At 40.0% G+C, this 25,756-nt stretch carries 22 protein-coding genes and 1 other RNA gene; all 23 read left to right on the top strand.

From position 1 onward, the window contains the following. Positions 1 to 44 precede the first annotated feature (44 nt). The 23 genes from mreB to VTHSUH11_RS02835 all read left to right on the top strand — a co-directional run bounded on the left by mreB (position 45) and on the right by VTHSUH11_RS02835 (position 25,730). Positions 45 to 1,082, top strand: coding sequence for a rod shape-determining protein (gene mreB, locus VTHSUH11_RS02945; protein ID WP_105092599.1), 1,038 nt, complete (start codon positions 45 to 47; stop codon positions 1,080 to 1,082). After that, positions 1,079 to 1,996 (top strand): rod shape-determining protein MreC, encoded by a 918-nt coding sequence (gene mreC, locus VTHSUH11_RS02940; protein WP_105092598.1) that lies wholly within the window; start codon positions 1,079 to 1,081, stop codon positions 1,994 to 1,996. Before mreB ends, mreC begins: the two co-directional genes overlap by 4 nt. Continuing rightward, positions 1,993 to 2,484 (top strand): rod shape-determining protein MreD, encoded by a 492-nt coding sequence (mreD, locus tag VTHSUH11_RS02935; RefSeq protein WP_059363430.1) that lies wholly within the window; start codon positions 1,993 to 1,995, stop codon positions 2,482 to 2,484. Before mreC ends, mreD begins: the two co-directional genes overlap by 4 nt. 38 nt (positions 2,485 to 2,522) lie before the next feature. After that, the gene (gene mrdA, locus VTHSUH11_RS02930; RefSeq protein WP_105092597.1) at positions 2,523 to 4,400 is read left to right on the top strand and encodes a penicillin-binding protein 2; all 1,878 of its coding nucleotides are present in this window, start codon (positions 2,523 to 2,525) and stop codon (positions 4,398 to 4,400) included. 10 nt (positions 4,401 to 4,410) lie between these two features. Further along, positions 4,411 to 5,337, top strand: a complete 927-nt coding sequence (locus VTHSUH11_RS02925) for a P-loop NTPase (RefSeq protein WP_105092596.1) — start codon at positions 4,411 to 4,413, stop codon at positions 5,335 to 5,337. Positions 5,338 to 5,344: 7 nt separating this feature from the next. After that, a complete protein-coding gene (gene rodA, locus VTHSUH11_RS02920; RefSeq protein ID WP_105092595.1) occupies positions 5,345 to 6,448 on the top strand; it encodes a rod shape-determining protein RodA in 1,104 nt (367 codons plus the stop codon). A 56-nt stretch (positions 6,449 to 6,504) separates the two neighbouring features. Next, positions 6,505 to 8,388: a TIGR03960 family B12-binding radical SAM protein gene (locus VTHSUH11_RS02915; RefSeq protein ID WP_105092594.1), complete on the top strand. Its 1,884-nt coding sequence runs from the start codon at positions 6,505 to 6,507 to the stop codon at positions 8,386 to 8,388. Beyond that, positions 8,360 to 9,052 (top strand): TIGR03936 family radical SAM-associated protein, encoded by a 693-nt coding sequence (locus VTHSUH11_RS02910; RefSeq protein ID WP_105092593.1) that lies wholly within the window; start codon positions 8,360 to 8,362, stop codon positions 9,050 to 9,052. Before VTHSUH11_RS02915 ends, VTHSUH11_RS02910 begins: the two co-directional genes overlap by 29 nt. A gap of 10 nt (positions 9,053 to 9,062) precedes the next feature. Beyond that, positions 9,063 to 10,490, top strand: coding sequence for an Rne/Rng family ribonuclease (locus tag VTHSUH11_RS02905; RefSeq protein ID WP_105092592.1), 1,428 nt, complete (start codon positions 9,063 to 9,065; stop codon positions 10,488 to 10,490). A gap of 33 nt (positions 10,491 to 10,523) precedes the next feature. Next, the gene (locus VTHSUH11_RS02900; protein WP_105092591.1) at positions 10,524 to 11,090 is read left to right on the top strand and encodes a manganese efflux pump MntP; all 567 of its coding nucleotides are present in this window, start codon (positions 10,524 to 10,526) and stop codon (positions 11,088 to 11,090) included. 210 nt (positions 11,091 to 11,300) lie between these two features. Beyond that, entirely contained in the window at positions 11,301 to 11,612 is a 312-nt protein-coding gene (gene rplU, locus VTHSUH11_RS02895) for a 50S ribosomal protein L21 (RefSeq protein WP_004698652.1), read from the top strand. A 2-nt stretch (positions 11,613 to 11,614) separates the two neighbouring features. Next, the gene (locus VTHSUH11_RS02890) at positions 11,615 to 11,929 is read left to right on the top strand and encodes a ribosomal-processing cysteine protease Prp (RefSeq protein WP_105092590.1); all 315 of its coding nucleotides are present in this window, start codon (positions 11,615 to 11,617) and stop codon (positions 11,927 to 11,929) included. 12 nt (positions 11,930 to 11,941) lie between these two features. Beyond that, the gene (gene rpmA, locus VTHSUH11_RS02885; protein WP_004696430.1) at positions 11,942 to 12,226 is read left to right on the top strand and encodes a 50S ribosomal protein L27; all 285 of its coding nucleotides are present in this window, start codon (positions 11,942 to 11,944) and stop codon (positions 12,224 to 12,226) included. A 302-nt stretch (positions 12,227 to 12,528) separates the two neighbouring features. After that, positions 12,529 to 13,947: a [FeFe] hydrogenase H-cluster radical SAM maturase HydG gene (gene hydG, locus VTHSUH11_RS02880; RefSeq protein WP_105092589.1), complete on the top strand. Its 1,419-nt coding sequence runs from the start codon at positions 12,529 to 12,531 to the stop codon at positions 13,945 to 13,947. A gap of 288 nt (positions 13,948 to 14,235) precedes the next feature. Continuing rightward, entirely contained in the window at positions 14,236 to 16,230 is a 1,995-nt protein-coding gene (recJ, locus tag VTHSUH11_RS02875) for a single-stranded-DNA-specific exonuclease RecJ (RefSeq protein WP_105092588.1), read from the top strand. Beyond that, on the top strand, positions 16,227 to 18,467 hold the full coding sequence (locus tag VTHSUH11_RS02870) for a RelA/SpoT family protein (protein ID WP_105092587.1): 2,241 nt from the start codon (positions 16,227 to 16,229) through the stop codon (positions 18,465 to 18,467). Before recJ ends, VTHSUH11_RS02870 begins: the two co-directional genes overlap by 4 nt. Beyond that, positions 18,467 to 19,102, top strand: coding sequence for an MBL fold metallo-hydrolase (locus tag VTHSUH11_RS02865; RefSeq protein WP_105092586.1), 636 nt, complete (start codon positions 18,467 to 18,469; stop codon positions 19,100 to 19,102). Before VTHSUH11_RS02870 ends, VTHSUH11_RS02865 begins: the two co-directional genes overlap by 1 nt. A 30-nt stretch (positions 19,103 to 19,132) precedes the next feature. After that, the gene (locus tag VTHSUH11_RS02860; RefSeq protein WP_059363396.1) at positions 19,133 to 19,621 is read left to right on the top strand and encodes a Fur family transcriptional regulator; all 489 of its coding nucleotides are present in this window, start codon (positions 19,133 to 19,135) and stop codon (positions 19,619 to 19,621) included. Continuing rightward, positions 19,614 to 21,041, top strand: a complete 1,428-nt coding sequence (gene hemZ / locus VTHSUH11_RS02855; protein ID WP_105092585.1) for a coproporphyrinogen dehydrogenase HemZ — start codon at positions 19,614 to 19,616, stop codon at positions 21,039 to 21,041. The genes VTHSUH11_RS02860 and hemZ overlap by 8 nt, the downstream gene beginning before the upstream one ends. Next, positions 21,041 to 22,312 carry a histidine--tRNA ligase gene (gene hisS, locus VTHSUH11_RS02850; protein ID WP_105092584.1) on the top strand — a complete coding sequence of 424 codons (1,272 nt, stop codon included), beginning with the start codon at positions 21,041 to 21,043 and terminating at the stop codon, positions 22,310 to 22,312. The genes hemZ and hisS overlap by 1 nt, the downstream gene beginning before the upstream one ends. An 8-nt stretch (positions 22,313 to 22,320) precedes the next feature. After that, positions 22,321 to 24,123 (top strand): aspartate--tRNA ligase, encoded by a 1,803-nt coding sequence (gene aspS, locus VTHSUH11_RS02845; RefSeq protein WP_105092583.1) that lies wholly within the window; start codon positions 22,321 to 22,323, stop codon positions 24,121 to 24,123. A gap of 100 nt (positions 24,124 to 24,223) precedes the next feature. Next, a non-coding RNA gene (gene ssrS, locus VTHSUH11_RS02840) (6S RNA) lies at positions 24,224 to 24,396 on the top strand. Positions 24,397 to 24,425: 29 nt separating this feature from the next. Further along, on the top strand, positions 24,426 to 25,730 hold the full coding sequence (locus VTHSUH11_RS02835; protein WP_105092609.1) for a replication-associated recombination protein A: 1,305 nt from the start codon (positions 24,426 to 24,428) through the stop codon (positions 25,728 to 25,730). Positions 25,731 to 25,756: the final 26 nt, after the last annotated feature.

Below are 25,756 nucleotides of genomic sequence, written 5' to 3'. Positions count from 1 at the left end.
TTATGGTAAAATGGAATGATGATGTAATGAAGGAGATTAGCATTATGAATTCCATTTTACCGTCTCTTGGAAAAGACGTGAGTATCGATATTGGCACGTCTATGACACGTGTCATGGGGGGTACACGAGAGACCATGATGAGTGAGCCATCTATCGTGGCTACTGATACAAAATTAGAAAAAATTGTCGCTGTAGGTGATGAGGCAGACCGCATTGTGCGCCGTATGCCTGATATGTGGCGCTCTGTAACACCGTTACAAGATGGCTTTATTGTCGACTATCGTATTATGCACACGATGTTAAAATATTTTCTTCACAAGGTGTCCAATACACTGCGTAGATCTCGCGTTCTTGTAGGTGTACCTTGTGGTATGACCGATGTAGAGCAGAGAGCCATGATGGATGCCGTTATCCAAGCTGGTGCACGGGAGGTATTTCTTGTTGAAAGACCGGTTGCGGCTGCTATTGGATGCGGTTTGCCTATTTTTGAGGCTCGTGGCTCTATGCTTATAGATATTGGTGAAGGTACTGCGGATATGGGTATTATTTCCTTAGGTGGTACGGTTATTAGCCGAACTATACGTTTTGGTGGTAATGATTTAGACCGTGCTATCATGCAGTATATTAACCAGTGCTTTGGTTTGATGGTGTCAGAAGAAACCGTAACGGATATTAAACATGCTATAGGTACAGCTGTTATACCTGTAGAGGACTGTGAATATTCTTTTTCCGGTCGAGATATGACTAGTGGTATTGTGAGACGTTCCGTGGTGCATCAATCGGAAATATATCAAGTGATTAATAATGGGCTTGAAAACTTTTTAGATGCTATACGACAAATGATTCGTGTAACAGCGCCAGAGTTAGTGGCTGATATTATGCAGCATGGAATTGTGTTGACCGGTGGTATGGCTCGTTTACAGGGGTTAGCTGAACGTGTTAGCACTGAAATAGGCGTACCTGTACAAGTTGCTCTTGAGCCAGAATTAAAAGTAGTACAAGGACTTCACCGCGGTTCAGGGCAAATTGTTGAATTATCTAGATTTATTATTAATTCAAAGGATAGAAGGGGACGTGTATGATACAGTCAGATCGGAAATTATTAATCTTTGTTGTCCTCGGCTGTATCATCATGGCTCTTCTTGGGTTTGCATGGAAACAGCGGACCAGCATTCCATTTGTGACGGTACCGCTTGAAAAAATTGCTACCCCTTTTGCCTATGGATCAGCTCGTGTGCTTTCTACCATTCAAACGGGTATACGCATCATTGATAACGCTATCCTAGGGCTCATTGATAGTGACAGTAAGGATAATGCGATTGCAGACCTAGAGCAAAAGGTATCTAATCATGATGAAGTGGTGGCAGAAAATATTCGACTTCGTCAAATGCTCAACTATAAATCGGCTCATCCTGAATTTACTATGACTTTGGCAGGCATTATCACTAAAGATTTTGGTACATGGACAAATACTTTCACCATCGACCGCGGAGAAAATGATGGGATAAAACCGAATATGGCCGTTGTAGTGCCAAGTGGGGTAGTTGGTTTTGTTACCGATGTATATCCTAATTCTGCGCGTGTTCAAACCTTTTTAGACCCACGTAGTGCTATTGGCGTTATTGTGCAACGTCCAGAGTCACGCTTGGCCGGTGTCGTTAAGGGGGATGGAAATCATCCGAATAAACCGATGATGGTAAATATTGCACGTGAAGGCGATGTTCTAGTCGGTGATAAATTGATTACCTCTGGTTATGGTGGCATTTATCCAAAGGGATTATTGGTGGGCAATGTTTTGTCTATCGAAAATGATACAGAAGGTTTCGTTAAGAATGCAACCATTCAACCGACTGTCGATTTTCATCGTTTAGAAGAGGTTTTCATTATCACCTCTTCTACGGTACAAACACCAGACAAGGCACAATTGGAACCTAAACTGGTTCCGCAAACACAGCGCGATCAAGTTCAGGGGGCTAAAGGAGCTGTAATCCAATGAGATATATTGCATTAGTCATGTTATGTTGTGGGCTGTATTTCATACAGGCTCAACTACTGCCCGCTATATTCCATACCAGTTGGTTACCTAATTGTATTTTAACAGCTGTTATTTTGGTTACCATTTTTAAAGGCCGGAAGACGGGGCTTATTGCTGCCGTCATAGGTGGTTCGATTCACGATATATTGATATCCAATTTTTTTGGTTTACATCTATTTCCCTATATTATAGTTGTATATCTATTGTCGTTCGTTAAAAGTCATGTTTATGAAGAACGATGGTATTGGTCTTGTGCCATTGTAGGGATATGCACTCTCATTGATGGTATTGTGCGATATGTGATGATAAGCTCTAGTGGCGGCGATATTATCTTCTTTTCTTACATCGGACATATGGTTATGCCCACGGTATTCTGGAATGCCGTTTTAGGTGGTATAGGTCATATTTTGATGGGCCTTACCGAAGAGAAAGAGGATTATATTTGGTAGTATTACTGATTTAGTAAAGCATATAAGGGGAATCATAGGTGCTTGAAAGTTTATATAAAAGAAAAAAAACGAGCCGTTTTGATGTGCTTTTCTATATTGTAATGGGGATTTTTGTCATTCTAGGTCTCCGTTTATTTGCCATGCAAGTATTAGAAGGTGGCTATTATCAAGCGAAGGCAGAAGGCAATCGCTTGCGTGTGGTTCCTATGACTGCAGCTCGCGGTGTTATGTATGATAGAAATGGACAGATTTTAGTAGGCTCTAGGCCGGCTTATACAATTTCTATCATGCCTAATGGCAAGCCCTTGGATGAAGATGAATTGGCTAAGTTGGCTAAATTGCTCAATAAGAAACCAGAAGATATTCAGAAAAAGGTAAATGACCATAAGCATGGTTATGAACCTATCCGTATTGCTAACGATATTTCTATGGATGTAGTGACTAGCATAGAGGAACATCGTCATGAATTACCAGGTGTATCAATCGATGTGGAGCCTTTACGATATTATCCATATGAAACTATGGCAGCTCAACTATTTGGGTATGTAGGCGAGGTTAGCGAGGAGGAATTAGCGGAAATCAAAGCGCAAAATCCTAATACAACAGTTGGTGCAGGTTCTATTTTAGGCCGTGCAGGCTTAGAAAAGCTATATGATTCTGTTTTGCGAGGTATTGATGGGGGCAAGCAACTTGAGGTGGATGCTTCGGGGAGACCTGTAGCAGAGGTAGATCGCAAACACACAGTGCCAGGCTCTAATATTCATCTTACCATCGATGTAAATGTTCAAAAAGCTGCTGAAGAAGCGGTTAAAAAGCAATTAGATATATTGCGAAGCTCAGGGGCCACAGGTGCTGCTGTGGTAGCTCTTGATCCTAATACGGGGGCAGTACTCGCTATGGTGAGTGCTCCAGAGTTTAATCCTAATTGGTTTGCTAAAGGCATAACAACAGCTCAATGGAATCAGTTAAACAATGATAAGAGTCATCCTTTTGAAAATAAGGTTATCGCTGGTGAATACCCTCCAGGATCACCGTTCAAAATAGTTACAGGTACGGCTGCATTAGACTTGAAAAAGGTGACACCTGATGAAATGATTTTCGATAGTGGGAAACATTGGCTCATAGATAAGCGAAATGCAGAAGGTGAGGCTTTGGGGTGGTTAAACTTCAATCAAGCCTTGGCTAAATCAGATAATGTATACTTTTACGAAATGGGTAATCGCCTAGGTATTGAAAATATTGATCTCTATGCGCGCTATTTTGGTTTAGGTGAAAAAACGGGTATCAATCTTGTAGGTGAAGCGGCTGGTAATGTAGCAAGCCCTGAGTATAAACGTAAGGTATTTGATCAGGATTGGTATTTAGGGGAAACCTTTGATGCTGCAATTGGTCAATCATTTCATTTGGCAACACCGCTGCAAATGGCTGTACTCCTTAGCCAAGTGGCTAATGGTGGTATTCGTTATCAGCCATATGTGGTGAGTCGTGTTGACAATCCAGATGGAACACCCGCCGAAATATTTGGGCCTAAAAATTTAGGTGTATTGCCAGTCCCAAAAAATATTATGGATCTTATTCGTGAAGGCTTGCGAGATGTTACGAATGAAGGTGGTACAGCAGGTGCTCTATTTAAAGGGTTCCCAATTGCTGTAGCTGGTAAGACTGGTACTGCTGAAAATGCGCATGGTCGCGACCATGGTTGGTTTGTTGCCTATGCTCCATATGATAAGCCTCAAATCGTAATTGTTGCATTAGTTGAACAAGGTGGTTTTGGTGCTGGTTCAGCGGGACCTATTGTACGTGATATATTAAGGGCATACTTTAAGGTTCCTGATGCAACTAAAAAGACAACTGATACGAAGAAGTCTAATACCAAAAATAATCAGCAGGATATTAAGCCAAGTGTGAAGGAATAGGAAGGATATTATGGGTGATATAATCGGTCTTATCTCAGGTAAAGGTGGCGTAGGCAAAACGACAATAACAGCCTGTTTAGGGGCTGCGCTTAGCGAACAAGGATATCGAGTTCTTCTTTGTGATGGCGATTTTGGTTTACGCGACCTAGATATTATCTTAGGTAAAGAAGACGAAGTATGTTTTGATGCGTATAATGCATTAGAAGATAAATCCATGGCTGATGATGTGGTCATGAAAATTAAAAGCAATCTATATTTTCTACCAGCTAGTCAAAGTATTCGCTGGGAAGATATGGGGCGCAAAAAATACAGAAAACTTGTTAGCCACTTAGCGAAATCTTATGACTATGTGCTCGTTGATTGCCCTGCAGGTATTGGTCGTGGCCTTGAGTCTATTATGGATTTGGCACAACGTTTTTTGATTATTACACAGCCATTATGGGTTTCCATACGAAATGCAGCACGAACAATTCAATTCTGCCGTGAATATGGGCATCGTGATTACGCAGTTGTATTCAATGCTATTCATACAGATCGGGATATGCCTAATATGTATGATATGTTAGATGCTTTGGGTGCTGAATATGTAGGGTCCATGTTACCTTATGATGCTCGTATCCTTGATGGCACACAAGAGGGGTTACTCATAGAGGCTATGCCTAAGCCATATCAAGATATGTTAGCACCTATGGTGGATTACATTACATCAGGTGATGCGTGGGATGAACAGGATATTATACATCGTTTTAATGATGTAACTGCTGTGAAAGCCATGGACTCAGTTGTTATGACTACGCTAGCGCAACCAGTGGAGACAGATAGTATAAATGATTCAACCGATGGAACGCGTGCAGTGACATATACCAATTCTTGGTCTACTAGAAATCGACTCATTTCTGGTAAAGAGAGTATGTGGCGCCGGACCCGTTTGAAGTAGGTGTGCCATGTTACAAAGAATTTGGCGTGATTGTGATTGGACAATCATTACGTGCACACTATTGCTTGTCGCAATAGGGGTAGTTGCCATAGGTAGTGCTACCCACATTAATCAAACAGGACTTCATTTTTCCACTTTAGTAGCAAAACAATTGATTTTCTTTGTTATTAATGTGGCATTAGTCATCGCCATTCAGTTCCTGGACTATCATAAATTGAAGGACTGGGCTAATGGCATATACATTTTGACGATTCTCATGCTATTAGCTGTAATTTTCGTTGGTACCTCTGCGCTAGGTGCCCAACGATGGATTCAGCTAGGCCCTATTACAATTCAGCCATCCGAATTTTCAAAACTACTCATGATTATCTGTATGGCTAAAATGTTAGAGTCTCGTTTTAACAAACTAGATACATTTAAATCGCTTATCGTTCCTGTACTTTATGTAGGTTTCCCTATATTGCTTGTATTTATGCAACCAGATTTGGGAACCTCACTCGTATATATGGCGATTTTTATCGGAATGCTATTTATTTCCGGTATACGATTGCGATTGATACGTATCATTGCTACAGTTGGTGTTTTCTTGATGCCACTGGCTTGGTTTATTTTGAAAGATTACCAAAAAAAACGTATTCTTGTGTTTATGAACCCTGATATAGATCCTTTTGGTTCCGGGTATCATATCATTCAATCTAAGATTGCCATAGGTTCTGGTACCATATTCGGCAAAGGCTTGTTCAACGGTACGCAAAGTCAGTTAAACTTCTTGCCTGAAAACCACACGGATTTTATTTTTTCTGTTATTGGTGAAGAACTAGGGTTTATAGGTTGTGTTATTGTATTAATTCTTTTGTTTATGCTCATTTATCGCAGCATAAAGGTTGCTTATACTTGTAATGACCGCTTTGGTATGTTACTTGCTACGGGGATTAGCTCTATGTTGTGCTTTGAGGTCTTAGTCAATGCAGGCATGACAATGGGCATTATGCCTGTTACGGGGATACCCTTGCCTTTCATTAGCTATGGTGTTAGTGCATTGACAACGAATATGATTAGTATAGGTATTTTGTTAAATATATCAATGCAGCGAACAAAATATATTTTTTAGGATTCTCTTCATAGGAATCGGTTTGAAAGAAGTCTTTCATAAAAGACGGAGGATGTATGATTCAATTAGATACGTCATGGTTACAACATGTCCAAAAACCTGCTCGTTATACGGGTGGTGAATACAACAGTATTATAAAAGATCACAGTACTGTTGATGTAACAATGGCGCTAGGATTTCCAGATGTGTACGAAGTGGCTATGAGCCATTTGGGCATCAAAATTTTATATGGTCTTGTAAATCGCCGTGAAGATGCTGTGGCGGAACGTGTATTTGCACCTTGGCACGATATGGAAGAGGAAATGCGCAAGCGCAATATTCCTTTGTTTTCTTTAGAAACGCGTACGCCTATTAAGGATTTTGACGTACTTGGTTTTACGCTGCAATATGAGATGAGCTTTACCAATATTCTTAACATGCTTGATTTGGCTGGCATTCCAATGTATGCCAAAGATCGTGATATGGATTTTCCATTGCTCGTATGTGGTGGCCCATGTGCGTTCAATGTAGAGCCTATTGCAGATTTTTTTGATATCGTTTCACTTGGTGAATCCGAAGAGTGGGGCGATGAATTTATCGACCTTTTTAAAGCTGAAAAAGCAAAGGGGTTCCCTGGAGGTAAAGAGGCATTTCTACGTAAAGTAGCTCAAATTCCTGGTACATACTGCCCAGCCTTATATGATGTAGAATATACGGAACAAGGGGACTTTAAATCGATTACACCTCGTTTTGAAGAGGTACCTGCAGCTATTCAAAAACGTATCGTAGAGGATGTAGAGCATATATTTTTCCCTACAAAGCCAATTGTTCCATTCCTTGATGTAGTCCATGATCGTGCGGTTCTCGAATTATTCCGAGGTTGTACGCGTGGCTGTCGCTTCTGTCAGGCGGGTATGTTGTATCGTCCTGTACGTGAACGCACACCAGAACGCTTGTTAGAAATTGCTAAGGAAACGATTGCCAATACTGGGTACAACGAAATTTCTTTGATGAGCTTGAGCTCTGCAGATTACTCTAAACTGTCAGAACTCGTTGATATGCTCATGGAAGAGTTTAAAGACAAGCAAGTAAGTGTTAGCTTACCATCTTTGCGTATCGATAGCTTCTCCATTGATATTGCTAAAAAGGTACAACAAGTGCGTAAGAGTGGCCTTACCTTTGCTCCAGAAGCGGGCTCTCAACGTATGCGCGATGTTATCAATAAAGGCGTTAGCGAAGAAGATTTGCTAGCGGCTTGTACAAATGCCTTTAAGTCCGGTTGGAATACGGTAAAACTATACTTCATGATGGGCTTACCGACTGAAACGGATGAAGACTTGGCAGGCATTGCAGACCTAGCGTATAAGGTACTCGATTTACACCGTGATATTACAGGTAAGCGCAATGGTAGCGTTACTGTTAGCGTATCTTTTTTTGTACCAAAGACACATTCTCCATATCAATGGTATGGTCAACAAGATGTAGAAGAAATTCATCGCAAGCAAAAATACTTAAAATCTCTTATTAATAATCGCAATATTTCCTATCATTATCATGATGGCTATACCGGTTATATGGAGGCCGTATTTGCTCGTGGTGATCGTAGACTATCAAGCGTATTGGTAGAGGCTTGGAAATTAGGCTGTAAATTTGATGGCTGGACTGAATTCTTTAGTTATGAAACTTGGTTGAAAGCTTTTGAAAATTGTGGTATTGACCCTGTGTATTACGCGCGTCGTACCCGTGATTTTGATGAACCATTGCCGTGGGATCATTTAGATTGTACCGTTAGCAAGGCCTTCTTAAAACGCGAATGGGAACAGGCTGTTGCAGCAAACTTAACACCTGATTGCCGTCGTGCTCCATGTAAGGGTTGTAATGTGTGTCCAGAATTAAATACGGCTATTGTAGATTATAAGGAGGGTGGCAGAGTTGAAAAAGTTACGTTTGGCCTTACATAAAGGCGAAGAATTGAGATTCTTGTCACATCTCGATTTTGCGCAAGCCGTGGAGCGCATGATTCGTCGTGCAGAGATTAAAATGGCCTATTCTGAAGGTTTTAATCCGCACATGAAAATTAGCTTCTCCTCTGCCTTAGCATTAGGTGTTACTGCAGAAGCAGAATACATAGATATGGATGTACTAGAAGAAGATACATTAGAGTCCATTATGGAACGATTGAATCGAGTTGCTCCTCATGGTCTTGAGGTGCTCGGTGGCAAGGTTATGCCTGAAAAGGTTAAGAAGATGATGGCTATCTGTAATTATGCAATTTATGAGGTTACGGGTCCTGTAACTGATGTTGATGTAGATTGGGATGTATTGCTTAAGTCTTTCAATGATGCTACTGAAATTTCTTATGAAAAGGTGACTCCTAAGAAAATTCGTATCATTGATGTAAAAGAATTCGTAAAAGAGCCGATAGTGGCAACTGTAAAAGATGGCATGGTTACTTTGACAATGGGCATTGGTATCTATCCGCAAGGGACGATTAAGCCTAGTGAAGTGTGGAATTTAGGTCGTCAACAATTCAACTGGCCTATTACGAGTGGCTATGAAATAAATCGAAAAGCTATTATGGTTGAAAATGAGTCTGGACGTTTTACACCATTAGAGGTGAATTGATGGGGGCACTATGAATAAAATCCTCGTTAATGTGATGCGAGAAGAAATTCGAATGGCTGTGCTTGATGAACAGGGGCAACTCGTTGATTTTGTGTTAGAGCGAACCGATGAAACGCATATGGCGAATCATATGTATAAAGGTATCGTGAAAAATGTGGTGCCTGGTATGCAAGCTGTTTTCGTTGATATCGGAGGCACGCAAAATGCGTATCTCAATTTACAGCAAGGAAAACAATTAAAGATTCTTCGTAATGTGTCGGTAGGACAACAAATTCTTGTACAGGTTATCAAAGAAGAAATGCTTGGCAAGGGGGCTCGCGTTACGGCTGATGTTAGCTTGGCTGGACGCTTTATGGTTTTACTGCCATATTCAGAAGGCATGCATATATCTAAGAAAATTACAGATCAAACCTTGCGTGATCGATTGCAAGAGCAAGCTAAACCTTATGTACAAGAGGGGGCTGGATTTATTATTCGCACCGCTGCTGCCAAGGCAACAGAAGAGGAAATTAGCCGAGATATGGATTATCTGTGGCGCACTTGGCAACATGTAACAAAGCGTTTTAAAGTAGCGAAGAGTGGCACTGATTTATATAGTGATGCAGATTTTTGGTTCCGCCTTGTTCGGGACTATGCTCATCGCAATGTCTGTGAAATTATCGTCGACTCTAAACATGGTATGGAACGCTTAAAGGATTTGCTAGGTACAGGGCAAGCCTCATCAGATATAAAAGTCACATTGCATGATAATAGTACGCCTATTTTTAAAGTGAATCATATTGAACCACAACTGGAGGATCTCATTTCTAGAGATGTAAGCTTGCCGTCAGGCGGCTCCATCCGGATTGACCATACAGAGGCCTTAACTGTGTTTGATGTAAACTCTGCACATTATACGGGACGTTCTAATAAAGCGGAAGATTTAGCTTTCACAGTCAATAAGGAAGCGGCTCATGAAATATGTCGTCAACTTAGATTGCGCGATATCGGGGGTATTATCATTGTCGATTTTATTGACATGAAGGAGAAGGATCATCAACAAGAGCTCTTGAAATTATTGAGTGATTTAGCGAAAAGGGATAAGATGAAAACTGTTGTATGCGGTATCAGTTCTCTCGGACTTGTAGAGATGACACGAAAACGCGCTCGACAAGGTCTACAAACATTGATGTTTGATACTTGTCCACAATGTGGTGGCACTGGTTATATGTTATCTGGTCGCACCGTGTATATGCAGATTGTGCGTCGTATCCGAGAACTGTTCAAATCAGGCCGTATTAAATCAAATCTTGAAATTGAGGTTCATCCAGAGGTGGCGTATTATTTAACGAAACCTGTGCTGGAGGATTTGGGAAACTCTATAGGACGCACTATTTCCATTGTTGTAAATGAACAGATGAGTAGAGAAGGGTATTCTCTCATGGCTGTGTCCGATTAACCGTATGTTTGTTATTGTATATAGGTGAAATTTGTGTCCTTAATTGAAATTATATTAATTAGCGCAGGTCTCGCTATGGATGCCTTTGGCGTATCTATCGGCAAAGGCCTGACCATGCCCGTAGGTGAGAATGGTCGAAAAGTGACATTAGCATTTTTATTTGGTTTATTTCAGTTTCTTATGCCTCTTATCGGTTGGCTCATTGGTCGCCAGTTTATCGATGTAATCGCAGACTGGGATCATTGGATTATCTTCGGTCTGCTCGGCTATTTAGGTATTGCTATGATTAGAGAAGGTCTTAGTGATGATGACGAAGACGATGATAAGACCTTTTTAGGTGTATGGGAAATGATGATGCTCTCTGTAGCAACTAGCCTCGATGCAATGGCTGTAGGCTTAACCTTTGCCTTTTTACCCATCAATGTTTGGGAAGCATCAGCCACAATTGGTGTCATAACCTTTGGTATATCCTTGGTGGGCATTTACTTAGGTAAATTTATGGGCCGATTCGTTGGTAAATATGCAGATATCATAGGCGGTGGCGTTTTAATCCTCATTGGTACCAAGATATTATTACAACATCTCGGTATTATTGGATAGTTTACGGATGTTGTATATATATGAAAGTCCTAGAAATTGAGCAGTTTATACTGGATTTTGTTTGACATGAATGGTTTAATACGATATACTATATCAGTATTAGTTCGGTTTACTGAACTTTGCAATCCGCGTGAAGCAGGTTTAAACGCCCGACCGAAGTTCGGGTCGGGATACCGAATTCAGCGAGTTCGATAACAAGGAGGTGTTCTCATGTACGCAATTATTAAAACTGGTGGTAAACAATATCGCGTTGCTGAAGGCGATGTAATTACTATCGAAAAATTGGAAGCAGCTGCTAACGAGTCCGTTACATTCGAAGAAGTTTTGACTGTAGTGAATGACGGCGACGTTAAAGTTGGCGCTCCTCTTGTAAACGGTGCAAAAGTTACAGGTACAGTTCTTGAGCATGGTAAAGGTAAAAAAATCTTAGTATTCAAATACAAAGCTAAATCCAATTACCGTCGTCGTCAAGGCCATCGTCAACCGTTCACAAAAGTTCGTATTGAATCTATCCAAGCTTAATTATGGTTTCTATTGGAATCCAGCGGAATAGTGAGAATCAAGTCATTGGTTGTCACATATCCGGTCATGCAGGATATGATGAGCATGGCTTCGATATCGTATGTGCTGCAGTGTCTGCCTTAACGGCAACGGCAATGTTAGGACTTACCCAGATTGCTCAACAAGAAGGGGAATATACGAATAGCGAAGGTCGATGTGATATGGTTCTCTCTGGTACGATTAACCAGAGTGGACAGGATATTCTGGGGACTATGATTCTCGGTTTAGAGGAGATTAGCCGTCAATATCCAGAGTTTGTCCAAATACACGAAATATAGGAGGTGAACTTAATGTTTACTTTTGATTTGCAATTGTTCGCACATAAAAAAGGTGTGTCCAGTACTCGTAACGGTCGTGATAGTGAATCTAAACGTCTTGGTGTTAAATGCCATGATGGTTCCATCGTAAAGAGCGGTAACATCATCGTTCGTCAACGTGGTACTCACTTCCACCCTGGTACTAACGTAGGTATCGGTAAAGATGACACTTTATTCGCACTTGTGCCTGGTAAAGTAGCATTCGAACGTGCTGGTCGTTATAACCGTAAAGTTAGCGTATACCCTGTAGAAGCTTAATTTTACAAAGACTATTAATCCCTAGTGGTTTTCCACTAGGGATTTTTTGTTTCCTTTATGTCTCTATCGACAATATCTATTGCATGCTTGATCGCTTGTCAATTAGCTTACAAAGGATTTTTTAATAATCGCAATCAACTGAATAAATAATATAGAATATATTTTAAATTCCTATGTTTTTTAGTAGGAATAGTGGTATACTATGAACAGTATCAGTGAAATACCAGTTTTATGGTTGGCATATACTTTCATATACTTAAAAATGGGGTAGATACCCAGTAGAAAGATTTGAGGTAAGTACTATGTATGATGTAAAGTCTCCTAAGGCGGAGGAATTTATTTCCCATCAAGAAATTCTTGATACCCTTGCTTATGCAGAGGAAAATAAAGAAAATCGCGAATTATTAGATCAAATTTTAGCAAAAGCAGCTACCTTTAAGGGCTTAAATCACAGAGAAGCAGCTGTATTGTTAGAATGTCCATTACCTGAATATAAGGAAAAGCTTTTTGCATTAGCGAAGGACATCAAAAAAGCTATTTATGGTGATCGCATCGTATTGTTTGCACCATTATATTTGTCTAATTACTGTATCAATGGATGTGTGTATTGTCCTTATCATTCTAAAAATAGAGATATTAAGCGTAAGAAACTTACACAGGACCAAATTAAAGAAGAGGTTATTGCCTTAGAAGCGATGGGCCATAAGCGTATCGTTATCGAGTCTGGTGAAGATCCACTCAATAATCCTCTTGAATATATTTTGGAATCCATTAAAACTATTTACAGTATTAAGAACAAAAATGGTGAAATACGCCGTGTTAATGTAAATATTGCGGCATGTTCCGTAGAGGATTATAAAAAACTTCACGATGCAGGTATTGGTACCTATACATTATTCCAAGAAACGTATAATAAAGAAAACTATGAAGCGCTACATCCAACAGGACCTAAGAGCGACTACGCCTACCATACGGAGGCGATGGATCGAGCTATGCAAGGTGGTATTGATGATGTAGGTATTGGTGTTCTTTATGGATTGGAGCACTATAAATATGATTTTGTAGGCTTGTTGATGCATGCCGAACATTTAGAAGCCGTATTTGGCGTAGGTCCACATACGATTTCTGTACCTCGTATTTGTCCGGCTGATGATATTGATGTAGATGATTTTAGCAATGCTGTACCTGATGATGTATTTGAAAAAATCGTAGCTCTCATTCGTGTGTCTGCACCATATGCTGGTATGATTATGTCTACTCGTGAAACACAGGAAATGCGTGAGCGTGGTTTAGCACTGGGGATTTCCCAAATCAGTGGCGGCTCTCGTACTAGTGTAGGTGGCTATAAAGAAGAAGAGAAACCAGAAGATAATTCGGCTCAATTTGATCGTAGTGATACGCGTACTTTAGATGAAATCGTGGATTGGTTACTCGAACTGGGTTACGTACCAAGCTTCTGTACTGCGTGTTATCGCGCAGGTCGCACCGGTGACCGATTCATGGCCTTGGCCAAATCGGGCCAAATTCACAATTGTTGCCAACCAAATGCATTGATGACATTAAATGAATACATTATGGACTATGGCGATGAACATACCAAAGAACATGGTGCTAAAGTTATAGAAGCACAGTTAGAAAATATCAAAAACGACTTGGTAAAAGAAAAAGCCAAAGCTTATATTGCACAAATGGAAGACGGGAAACGAGATTTCCGTTTCTAATTAACAATATTTGTATTTTAATGTTCATGCAAAAATAGTATAAACTGATATAAACAAGCACTGCTTATTATGATAATGATAATAAGCAGTGCTGTTTTGTTGAGAAAAACAAGTGAATTTTATATGAAAGATACAGATAAAACCCTTTATTTATGTGGATGTTTATAGTATAATGTAAGAAATTGATAATGATAATACATATATTAAATTTATTGATATTGATTATAAACTTAACGAAAATATAATGATATTGTATATCTTGTAATATATTTTACCGAGGATGGAATGATGAAAAAGAAACGTTGGCATATTATGCCAAGGAATATAGAAAAAGAGAATACATTAATCCGTGAACTCGGTGTAAATCCTATCGTGGCACGGTTGATGGTAAATCGTGGTATTGATGTCAACGAAGGCCATTGTTTTCTAGAGGGTACCCTCGATGATTTGTTAGATCCCTTTACATTAAAGGATATGGAAACAGCGGTTGCCCTTGTTCTTGAAACCATTGAAACTAGAAAACCTATTGTCGTTTATGGTGACTACGATGTAGATGGTATTACGGCTACATCTCTCTTATATCGTTTTCTAGTAAGGATGGGGGCCGATGTAAGTTATTACATACCAGAACGCCAAAGTGAAGGTTATGGCCTAAATTTAGAGGCTTTAGAACATATTATCTCTGATGGTGCTGCATTAGTTATTACGGTGGACTGTGGTATTAGCTCTTATGATATTGTACAAGCTGTTTGTGACCGCCTCGATATTATTATTACAGATCATCATACGGCACCGCCTCAAATTCCGCCAGCACGAGCTGTTATCAATCATAAACAGCCAGATTGTCCGTATGTAGATAAAAACCTATCTGGCGTTGGGGTAGCTTTAAAATTATGCCAAGCACTATGGTTACGTCAACATGGCGAATGGTATCTTGAGGATTTAGATATCGTTGCCTTAGGTACAGTAGCAGATGTGGTGCCTTTAGTAGGAGAAAACCGCATCATCGTTCAAGCTGGTCTTAAAAAGATGAATGAGTTGCCTAATCTTGGGATTCATAAACTCATTGAAGTAGCAGGGTTACATGATAAAACTGTTACAGCAGGACATATTGGATTCACTTTAGCGCCCCGTTTGAATGCAGCCGGCCGCGTTACACATGCCACACGTGCTGTAGAACTGCTTGTTACAGATGATGTGGATTTAGCAGAAGCTATTGCGCAAGAATTACATGAGACAAATATAGAACGTCAAGAAATAGAGCGCTCTATTCATGAAGAAGCACGTGCTAATGTGGCCGCTCAAGGGCATCTCGCTGATTATGTAACAGTTGTATCCGGTGAGGAATGGCACCCTGGCGTTATCGGCATCGTCGCATCACGTTTGGTAGAGGAGTTTTATAAGCCTACCTTTGTTATTAGTGTTGATAAAGGCGTAGGAAAGGGCTCTTGTCGCAGTATTGATGGATTTAATATTTATAATGCACTAAAATCCTGTGAGGATATATTAATTCAGTTTGGTGGTCATGCCGCCGCAGCAGGATTTAGTATCGATGCTAATCGTATTGATGAATTGCGAAATCGATTAACCGAGTATTGTAAGGATCATGTATCGGCTGATGAGTATATCCCCGTTGTATCTATTGATGCTACCTTGCCTGTAGATGATATAGATGTTGATATTGTAGATAGAGTGTCTGCATTAGAACCATTTGGTATGGGTAATAGTACGCCTATATTCGGTGTTATGGATGCTAAGGTAGAAAATATTATGCTCATGGGACAGCTTAAAAATCATTGTAAGGTGATTTTAGAAACGGCCAATGGTACTGTTGATGCTATCGCATGGAATCGGCCAGATTTATTCAGACATATTTTTCAAGGCATGAATGTGAAAGTCGCATTCACACTTCAAAAAAATGAGTGGCAAGGTTTTGTATCACCGCAACTTATGATTCAAGATATAGAGCCTATAGTGGAGGAACCAATTCACCTTACAGCAGAAGGTTTGCGTGAAATTTATACAATCGTGCGCCTAGCTTTAAAAGGTGGTGCGAATTCTTTATACTATGTGGAGCAAGAGATTTTACGTCGCAAGCCATCTGACCAAAATGGTGTATCTGCTTTGATGGCCCTTGATGTGTTTAAAGAATTAGGCATTATTAGTGAAGAAACTAGTGATAGTGGTCAAACTATGATTCGTTGGAATGTAATTAACGGAAAGCTCGATTTGACCACATCCGTTACGTTTATAACGTATAGTCAGCAGGAGGTGATACCATGATGACCATAAATGAAGAAGGTAAAGCCTTAGTTGAACAAAAAGGGTTTAACAAAGAAGAGGCCTTAAAAGAATTTATGGATTATGTGCATTCGTATCTAGGAGATGATGAGTGCGAACAAATTATGAAGGCTTTCACCCTTGCAGATAAAGCCCATGAAGGCCAATTTAGAGCCTCTGGTGAACCGTATATTATGCATCCTCTTGCGGTTGCTGAAATTTTGGCACATTTGCAAATCGATCATATTACACTCATTGCAGCATTGCTCCATGATGTAGTAGAAGATACGGATTATACTAAGGAAGATATTGAAAATCTTTTTGGTACTGAAGTGGCGTTCCTCGTTGATGGGGTTACTAAATTAAATCAGTTTCAATACGAAACTAAAGAAGATCGGCAAATGGAAAATTATCGCAAGATGATTTTAGCCATGGCAAAGGACGTGCGTGTAGTGGTTATTAAATTGGGTGACCGTTTGCACAATATGCGTACTTTGAAACATATGCGTAGTGATAAACAAAAACGTATTGCAAAGGAAACCTTAGAAATCTTCGCACCTTTGGCACATCGCCTCGGGATTTTTAATGTGAAATGGGAACTAGAGGACTTATCATTCCGTTATTTGGAACCGGATAAGTACTATGATCTCGTGGATCAAATGAAACAAAAACGGCAGTCCCGTGAAGATATTGTAAATGATACGATGAATCAGCTTACAAAAGCCCTTGGGGAGGCCCATATCAAGGCCGATATCAAGGGGAGACCAAAGCATTTTTACAGTATCTATAAGAAGATGAAAAAGGATAATCGCGATTTATCTCAAATTTATGATTTGCTGGCTGTTCGCGTTATAGTTGATACAATTCCGGATTGTTATGCCGTCCTCGGTATTGCTCATAGTATTTGGAAACCGTTGCCATATCGCTTTAAAGACTATATTTCTATGCCGAAATCTAACATGTATCAATCATTGCACACCACTGTTATCGGCACGATGGGGCAACCAGTAGAAATTCAAATTCGTACATGGGAAATGCATCGTGTATCTGAATATGGTGTAGCAGCTCATTGGCGCTATAAAGAAGGCAATAAGAGTGGCGATAAGGATTTTGACCAAAAGGTGGCTTGGCTCCGTCAAGTATTAGAATGGCAAGATACGAGCAATCCTAAGGAACTAGTGAATGCTTTAAAATTGGATGTGTTCTCTGGTGAAGTATTTGTCTTTACGCCTAAAGGGGACGTTATTAAATTACCGATTGGTTCCGTACCTCTTGATTTTGCATACCGGGTTCATACCGATGTAGGTCATCGCTGTGTGGGGGCAAAGGTTAATGGGAAAATTGTATCCCTTGACTATACATTGCAAAATGGCGATATTGTTGATATTATTACGTCTAAGAATGGTAAACCAAGCCTTGATTGGCTTAATATTGTAGGGTCTTCTGAAAGTAAAAATAAGATTCGCAATTGGTTTAAACGTGAAAATAAAGAAGAAAATATTGAAAAGGGTCTTGAGGCTCTTGAACGTGAAGCAAAACGTCTCAACTATAATTGGAAGGCCCTTTGTTCAGATAATCGGATTCAACAGGTTGTAAAACAATTGAAGTCGGGTACAGAAGACGAAATGTATGCTGCTTGTGGTTATGGTGGTATACCTGTCAGCACAGTTTTATTACGTCTTGTTGAACTGTATAAGAAATCTAAAGAGCATGAAGATTCTCGTAAAACAACGGAACAAATCATTGAAAAGCTAAAGGTTCAAGGGTCCAAAAAGGCGAAAAATGGCACTGGTATTCTCGTAAAAGGAGAACCAGGGGTTATGGTTCGTATGGCTAAATGTTGTAATCCTGTACCAGGTGATGATATTATCGGTTACATCACGAGAGGTCGTGGTGTTTCTGTACATCGTTCTGATTGTACAAGCTTAGGTCACACACCGGAAGATTTAGAGCGTATGATTGAGGTTTCGTGGGATGAATCTACTAGTGAATCCTTCCATGTAGGCATCGATATTCAAGCCTATGATAGACCTGGGATTCTCATGGAGGTTATGGCCGTACTTTCAGAATTGAAAATTACCATTACCAATATGAATGCTAAAGTTATTGAAAATACTAAAAATGTAATTATCAACATAGTCGTTGAAATCCGCGATATTTCACAACTTGATTTTGTTATGACTAAATTGCGTCGTATTCGTGAAGTGTACACAGTACAACGTAGCAAAGGTGGTGCTTGATGGATACATCTAATCTAGTTCTTATGCGTATGCCTTTAGGTCCGCTAGGAACAAATTGTTATGTTATAGGCGATAAGAAAGTTGGGGAAGCAGTCATTATCGACCCCGCTAGTACAGAGGTCCTAGAAACATTAAAAAAATATGATTTAAAGCCTAAAGCAGTCCTTTTAACACATGGACATGGCGATCATATTGGTGGTGTACAAGGCATTGTTGATGCTTATGATGTACCGATTTATATACAACATGATGATGTGAAATACCTAAGTGATCCTGAATTGAATCTGAGCAATTACAGTAATCCTACACCGATTATTGTGAAGGGGCGCATTGAAGAGGTTCGCGAAGGAGATCACATTACCTGTGGTTCCGTTGATTTAACAGTATATGAGACGCCAGGGCACACGCCAGGTGGTGTATGCTACTATATACCCGGCCTCGTATTCGTAGGCGATACTTTGTTTAACCAATCGATTGGCCGCACCGATTTTGTAGAAGGTGATTATGATACATTAATCGATGCAATTAAAACAAAATTATATACATTGCCAGACGAAACGATGGTCTATCCAGGACATGGCCCAGAAACACAAATTGGATATGAAAAACAATATAATCCATTTGTAGGCGCTTAATTAATTTATTTAGTAAAGGGGATAGTAATTATGAATACAACATTGGAAAAATTAAAAGAACGCATTAAAGATAAAAAATATAAATTGACTACACAACGTCAAACCATTTTACAAGCTTTCATCGACGCTGAAGAGAATCACTTGAGTGCAGAGGATGTATATGTATTGGTAAAAGAAGTAGCGCCAGATATCGGTCTTGCTACTATTTATCGTACATTGGATCTATTTACTGAATTAGATTTGTTAAAACGCCTTGACTTTGGTGATGGTCGTAACCGTTATGAATTAAATGACGAAGAATTTGCTCATTTCCATCATCATTTAATTTGTGTTAAATGTGGCAAAGTTTCTGAATTTGAAGATGATATGCTAGAAACATTGGAATCTATTATTGCGAAAAAATTAAATTTCCGCACCATAGATCATCAATTGAAAGTCTATGGCTACTGCAGTGATTGCCAATCACATATGACGCCAGCAGAACTTGAGAAACTTGATAAAATGGCACATCATGCTTAATGGATATCATTACACAGGGCCATTACCACTCGGATCGGTAGTGGCCCACAACTGTGGCGCTGCTGGACTGTTTTCTAGTAATACTGATGCAGATGTTAAACTCAGTGCTGTAGAATATGATGATATGTATATTTTGACGGTCTCTATTCGTGGTGTAGAACATACGTTGACGGGGTCCATATCTTCATTGGGACGACGCTCTATTGGACAATCTTTGCTTGTACTATTGCGTACAGAACAGGGGCTGCCTGCTCATAATGAGTGGGGCACCATGGTGGGGGTGCGCCCTACAAAATTACTTCATAAGTACATGGATCAATATGGTTCATTAGAGGCAGCAACTCGTCACATTAGGGACGAGTTTTCTGTGTCTATGGAAAAGCTTGAGGTCCTTAGTAAGATTGGACGTTATCAACGGCCTTTTTTAGGCGATGATTCGCCTAAACACATTAGCCTCTATTGTGGGATTCCGTTTTGCGAGACTCGTTGTGTATATTGTTCATTTCCCTATGGTTTATATCAGGATTATCCATGGCAAGCTGAGTTTATTACAGCATTGTTAAAGGATATTGATGATGTAAGGTCCATTTGTGAAAGCTATAATCTGTACACTAATACGCTCTATATGGGTGGTGGTACGCCTACTATATTGGGTAATGAGGATTTTCACCATCTGTTGACTCGTTTAGCAACATTGATACCAGAAGACCGTGAGTTTACCGTTGAGGCGGGACGTCCCGATTCAATAACCGTTGAAAAGATTCGGTCTATGCAACATTGCCATGTTAATCGTATTAGTATTAATCCACAAACTATGGATGATACTATATTACGGCGTATAGGGCGTGGACATAACGCTCAAGATATTGATGATATGTATCAATATGTAAAAAAGCATACCGATTTTGCTGTAAATATGGATTTTATAGCAGGACTTCCGGGTCAAGAAATAAAACATATGATGCATAACATGGATTATATTTGTCATAATTTGCCTGAAAATGTTACAATTCATACGTTAGCTATCAAACGTGGTAGTCCGTTATATGATTTGAATATGCAAGATGATGTACCAGAGGAAAGCGTGGTACGTCACATGGTTCAGTATGCCAAGGAGCGATTAGAAGCGGCTGGTTATGTGCCTTATTATCTATATCGCCAACAATATATGAGAGGTCAACTTGAAAATATTGGGTATACATTGCCAGGTAAAGCTTGTGAATATAATATTCAAATCATGGAAGAGCGGCAAACAATTATGTCTATGGGGCCAGGCGGATCATCTAAATGGATGCGCGCGCCTTTATATAGACAAAAGAAGCAGCATATGCCAAAGGATGTAGATGTTTACATAGACACGTTAACAACTCTACTAGATAAAAGGCATGCATTATGTAAATCATTTTGGGAGGTTGTGTAATGGCTATTAAAAAACCAAGAGGCACACAAGATTTCTTGCCAGAACAAATTGTTAATTGGCATTATATAGAACAGCGTATGCGCGATATTTGTAAAGCTTATGGCTTTAGCGAAATTCGTACACCTGCCTTTGAAGATACAAAATTATTTTTGCGTGGCATTGGGGAAACTACGGACGTAGTATCCAAGGAAATGTACACCTTCTCCACTGGAGATGACAAGGAGCAAAGCTATACATTGCGACCGGAAAATACAGCATCTGCAGTGCGTGCGTATTTAGAAAATAAGGTGTATGGCAAAGAAAATTTAACTAAGTGGTTCTATATGGGATCCATGTTCCGTCATGATAAACCACAAGCTGGCCGCTATCGTGAGTTCCATCAATTCGGGGCAGAAGTACTTGGTTCCTCCTCTCCAGTAGTGGATAGCGAAGTTATCTGTATGATTGTACAATTGTTGAAGGATTTTGGTCTAAAGGATCTCAATGTAGAGGTGAACTCTGTAGGTTGTCCAAATTGTCGTCCTACATATCGCCAAAAATTGATTGAATTCTTTGAACCTAAGAAAGATCAGTTGTGCCCAGATTGTCAATCTCGTTTATATAAAAATCCTTTGCGTTTGTTGGATTGTAAAAATGAAACATGCAAAGCTTTATCTGTAGGTGCCCCTGAAATTCATGAGCATTTATGTGAAGAATGTAACACTCACTTTGAAGAACTTAAAACATTACTTGATGCGGCAGACATTCAATATAATCTAAATCCACGGTTGGTACGTGGTCTCGATTATTACACTAAAACAGCGTTTGAAGTTCAATATACTCCATTAGGTGCGCAAAGCGCCGTTGCTGGTGGTGGCCGTTATGATGGTCTCGTAGAAGAACTCGACGGCCCTCATACACCGGCTATTGGTTTTGCTATGGGCATGGAACGTTTATTGTTAGCTCTAGAAAAACAAAACTTATTGCCTGAACCAGCTATCGAACCGGCTGTATTTGTAGTATCTCTTGGGGATGCTGCAAAACTAGAAGCTTTTAAAATTTGTAATACCTTGCATAGTGCTTATGTGAGAGCCGAAATGGATGGTCAAGGTAAAAGTATGAAGGCCCAATTAAAATATGCTAACAAAATTCATGCAAAGTATGTTATTATAATGGGTGATGATGAATTGGCTAATCAAGAGGCCATTATTCGTTTCATGGAAACAAGTGAACAAGAAACAGTACCATTGACGTCTGTTTCAGAGCGTATATCTTCTTTGGTGAAAGGATGACAAGTAGAATGGAAACAATGAAAGGCTTACACCGTACGCACGGATGTGGCACTATTTCTGAAGCAGAAGTAGGTAAAGAGGTCGTATTATGTGGTTGGGTTGAACGTCGTCGTGACCACGGCGGTTTGATCTTCTTGGATTTGCGAGATCGTTCTGGTATCGTTCAAGTTGTAGCGTCCCCAGACCATAATGTGGATTCTTTCCACAAAGCAGAAGATGTTCGTAATGAATATGTGCTTTGTGTACGCGGTAAAATTACAAAACGTGATGAAGACGCAATCAATCCTAATTTGCCAACAGGCGCTTATGAAATGTATTGTGAAGAACTTCGCGTATTAAACTCTGCGAAAACACCTCCATTCTACATTCAAGATGATATCGATGTAGATGAAAATATTCGTTTAAAATATCGTTACCTTGATTTACGTCGCCCTGAAATGCAACGTAACTTGATTTTGCGTCACAAAGTGACTAAGGCTATGCGCGATTTCTTTGATAGCCGTGATTTCCTTGAAATCGAAACACCGATGCTTACAAAATCTACACCTGAAGGTGCCCGTGACTATCTAGTACCATCTCGTGTAAATGCAGGTACATTCTATGCATTGCCTCAATCCCCACAAATTTTTAAACAAATTTTGATGGTAGCAGGCTATGAAAAATATTTCCAAATCGTTCGCTGCTTCCGTGATGAAGATTTGCGTGCAGACCGTCAACCAGAGTTTACTCAACTCGACTTGGAAATGAGCTTTGTTGACGAAGAAGACATTTATGCAATCTTGGAACAAATGGTTGCAGAAGTATTTAAAAAGACATTGGGCAAAGAAATTCCATTGCCTATGCCTCGTATTACTTGGGATGAAGCGATGGATAAATACGGTTCTGATAAACCAGATCTTCGCTTTGACATGGCTTTCACAGATGTAACAGAGCTTGTAAAAGACACTGAATTCCAAGTATTCCGTTCCGTTATCGACAATGGTGGTGTTGTAAAAGGTATCGTAGTACCTGGCGACGCTGGCATTGCACGTCGTGAACTTGATGATTTGGTAGCATATGTAAATCGCTACGGTGCAAAAGGCTTGGCATGGGCTTGCTTCAATGAAGATGGTTCCATTAAATCACAAATCATGAAATTCTTAGGCGAAGATACAATCCGCAACATCGGTGAAAAAATGGGTGCCAAAGGCGGTGACCTAGTGTTGATGATTGCTGATAAACCTGCTACTGTTGCGAGAGCACTTGGCGAATTGCGCCTTGAAATGGCTCGCCGCATGAACATGATTGATCAAGATAAATTGGCGTTCACATGGGTAACAGATTTCCCTATGTTCGAATATAACGAAGACGAAAAACGTTATGTTGCAATGCACCATCCATTCACAATGCCACGCCACGAAGATCTTGATAAATTAGAATCCGATCCTGGCAGTGTAAAAGCAATTGCTTACGACATGGTATTGAACGGCGTAGAAATCGGCGGTGGTTCCTTGCGTATTTACCAAGCTGATGTACAAGAACAAGTATTTAAAGCAATCGGTTTATCTGTAGAAGAAGCTAGATCCAAATTCGGTTTCATGCTTGATGCATTCCAATATGGTGCACCTCCTCATGCAGGCTGTGCATTTGGTCTCGATCGTCTCGTAATGTTGATGGCTAAACGCCAATCTATCCGCGACGTTATCGCATTCCCTAAAACACAATCCGCTTCTGATATCATGAGCCAAGCTCCATCAGCAGTAGAACCTAAACAATTAAAAGAGCTACATATTAAACCAGATGTAGAGGAAGAAGAACAATCCTTAGTATAATCGTTGATAAACGAATTATAAAAAGTCCGCAAGATTTGCTAAATTTTTAAATGTCAAGTCTTGTAAATGATAAATCTTTTTGCTACTATTTATGTAGAAGATATCCCTGCCATGTGCGTGTGATATCGCAGTTTTGAGCCAACACATTTTCTTCGGGAGTCCGGAACTCTCGTCTGAACGTTATGCCCTTATGGGAAAACTGCAGGATGAGGAGGACACCCACCTGCTCTAGCAGGATCAAAACGCGGTACATTACGGCATGGTGGGGCTTTTTTGCATGTAAAAATATGAATGGAGGTAGCATGGATAGTTTATTTGATGCATTACCTACAAATAGATATGAACCATTACCGGTACGCATGAGACCCACAGAGCTAGACCACTTGTATGGGCAAGAACAAGCTGTAGGCAAAGGGACATTCTTGCGGGCTATGGTAGAAAAGGATACCATACCATCCATGTTGTTTTATGGACCTTGTGGTACCGGTAAAACGACACTAGCTGGCATTATAGCTAAAATGAGCAATAGCCATTTTGTCAATTTGAATGCTACTAATGCAGGTATTGGTGAATTGCGAAATATTATTGAGGATGCGAGAAAACGAGTTCGTTCATTACAGCAACGTACTATTTTATTTCTCGATGAAATTCATCGCTTTAACAAGAGTCAACAAGATGTACTATTGCCTTGTGTAGAGGATGGTACGATTATCCTCATTGGGGCCACCACGGAAAATCCTTTTTTTGAGGTTAACCGGCCTTTATTATCACGGTTGAGGCTCATTACACTAGAGGCTTTAACACCTAAGGCGATTAGCCAAATTTTAAAACGAGCTATTACAGATACTGAGGTTGGGCTCGGATCTCGTCAATTACAAGTAAAAGATGAATTATTAGAGGATGTTGGTATCTTTGTTAATGGCGATGGTCGCATGGCTCTTAATATTTTAGAGCAAGCTGCGGCAATGGTTCATGATGGGGAAGAGATAACCATAGAAATCCTTGAAAAGGTCATAGGACGTCGCATTTACACATACGATAAAAAAGGGGATAGTCATTACGATACGATTTCTGCGTTTATCAAAAGTATGCGCGGTTCCGATGTACAGGCTACACTTCACTATCTAGCGCGTATGATAGAGGCCGGAGAGGATCCTAACTTTATTGCTCGTCGTATTGTAATTTGTGCAGCAGAGGATGTAGGATTAGCTGATCCACAAGCCTTAATCTTAGCAAATGCGGCGGCACAAGCGTCTCATATGGTCGGATTTCCAGAGGCGCGCATTATTTTATCAGAGGCCGCCTGCTATGTAGCATTAGCTCCTAAGAGTAATTCTGTGTATGTTGGCATTGATGCAGCTATTTCTGATGTGCGTCATAAGGATTGTGGTCAAGTTCCAGATCATTTACGAGACAGTCATTATAGTGGGGCTAGCAAATTGGGACATGGTGTAACTTATAAATATGCTCATAATTATCCGAATGGATATGTAAAGCAACAATATTTACCAGATCCTTTAGTTAAGGCTGAATACTATAAAGGTATTGAACGAGGTACGGAAGCAATACTGTTAAAAGATTGGAACAACCGTTGTAATGGTAAATAGAATGGCCAATATATGGTATAATATAA

This window comes from Veillonella tobetsuensis, assembly GCF_002959935.1.
GTDB classification, from domain to species: Bacteria; Bacillota; Negativicutes; order Veillonellales; family Veillonellaceae; genus Veillonella; species Veillonella tobetsuensis.
The sequence above is the reverse complement of the archived record's forward strand: the minus strand, read 5'-3'. Positions and strand labels throughout refer to the sequence as shown.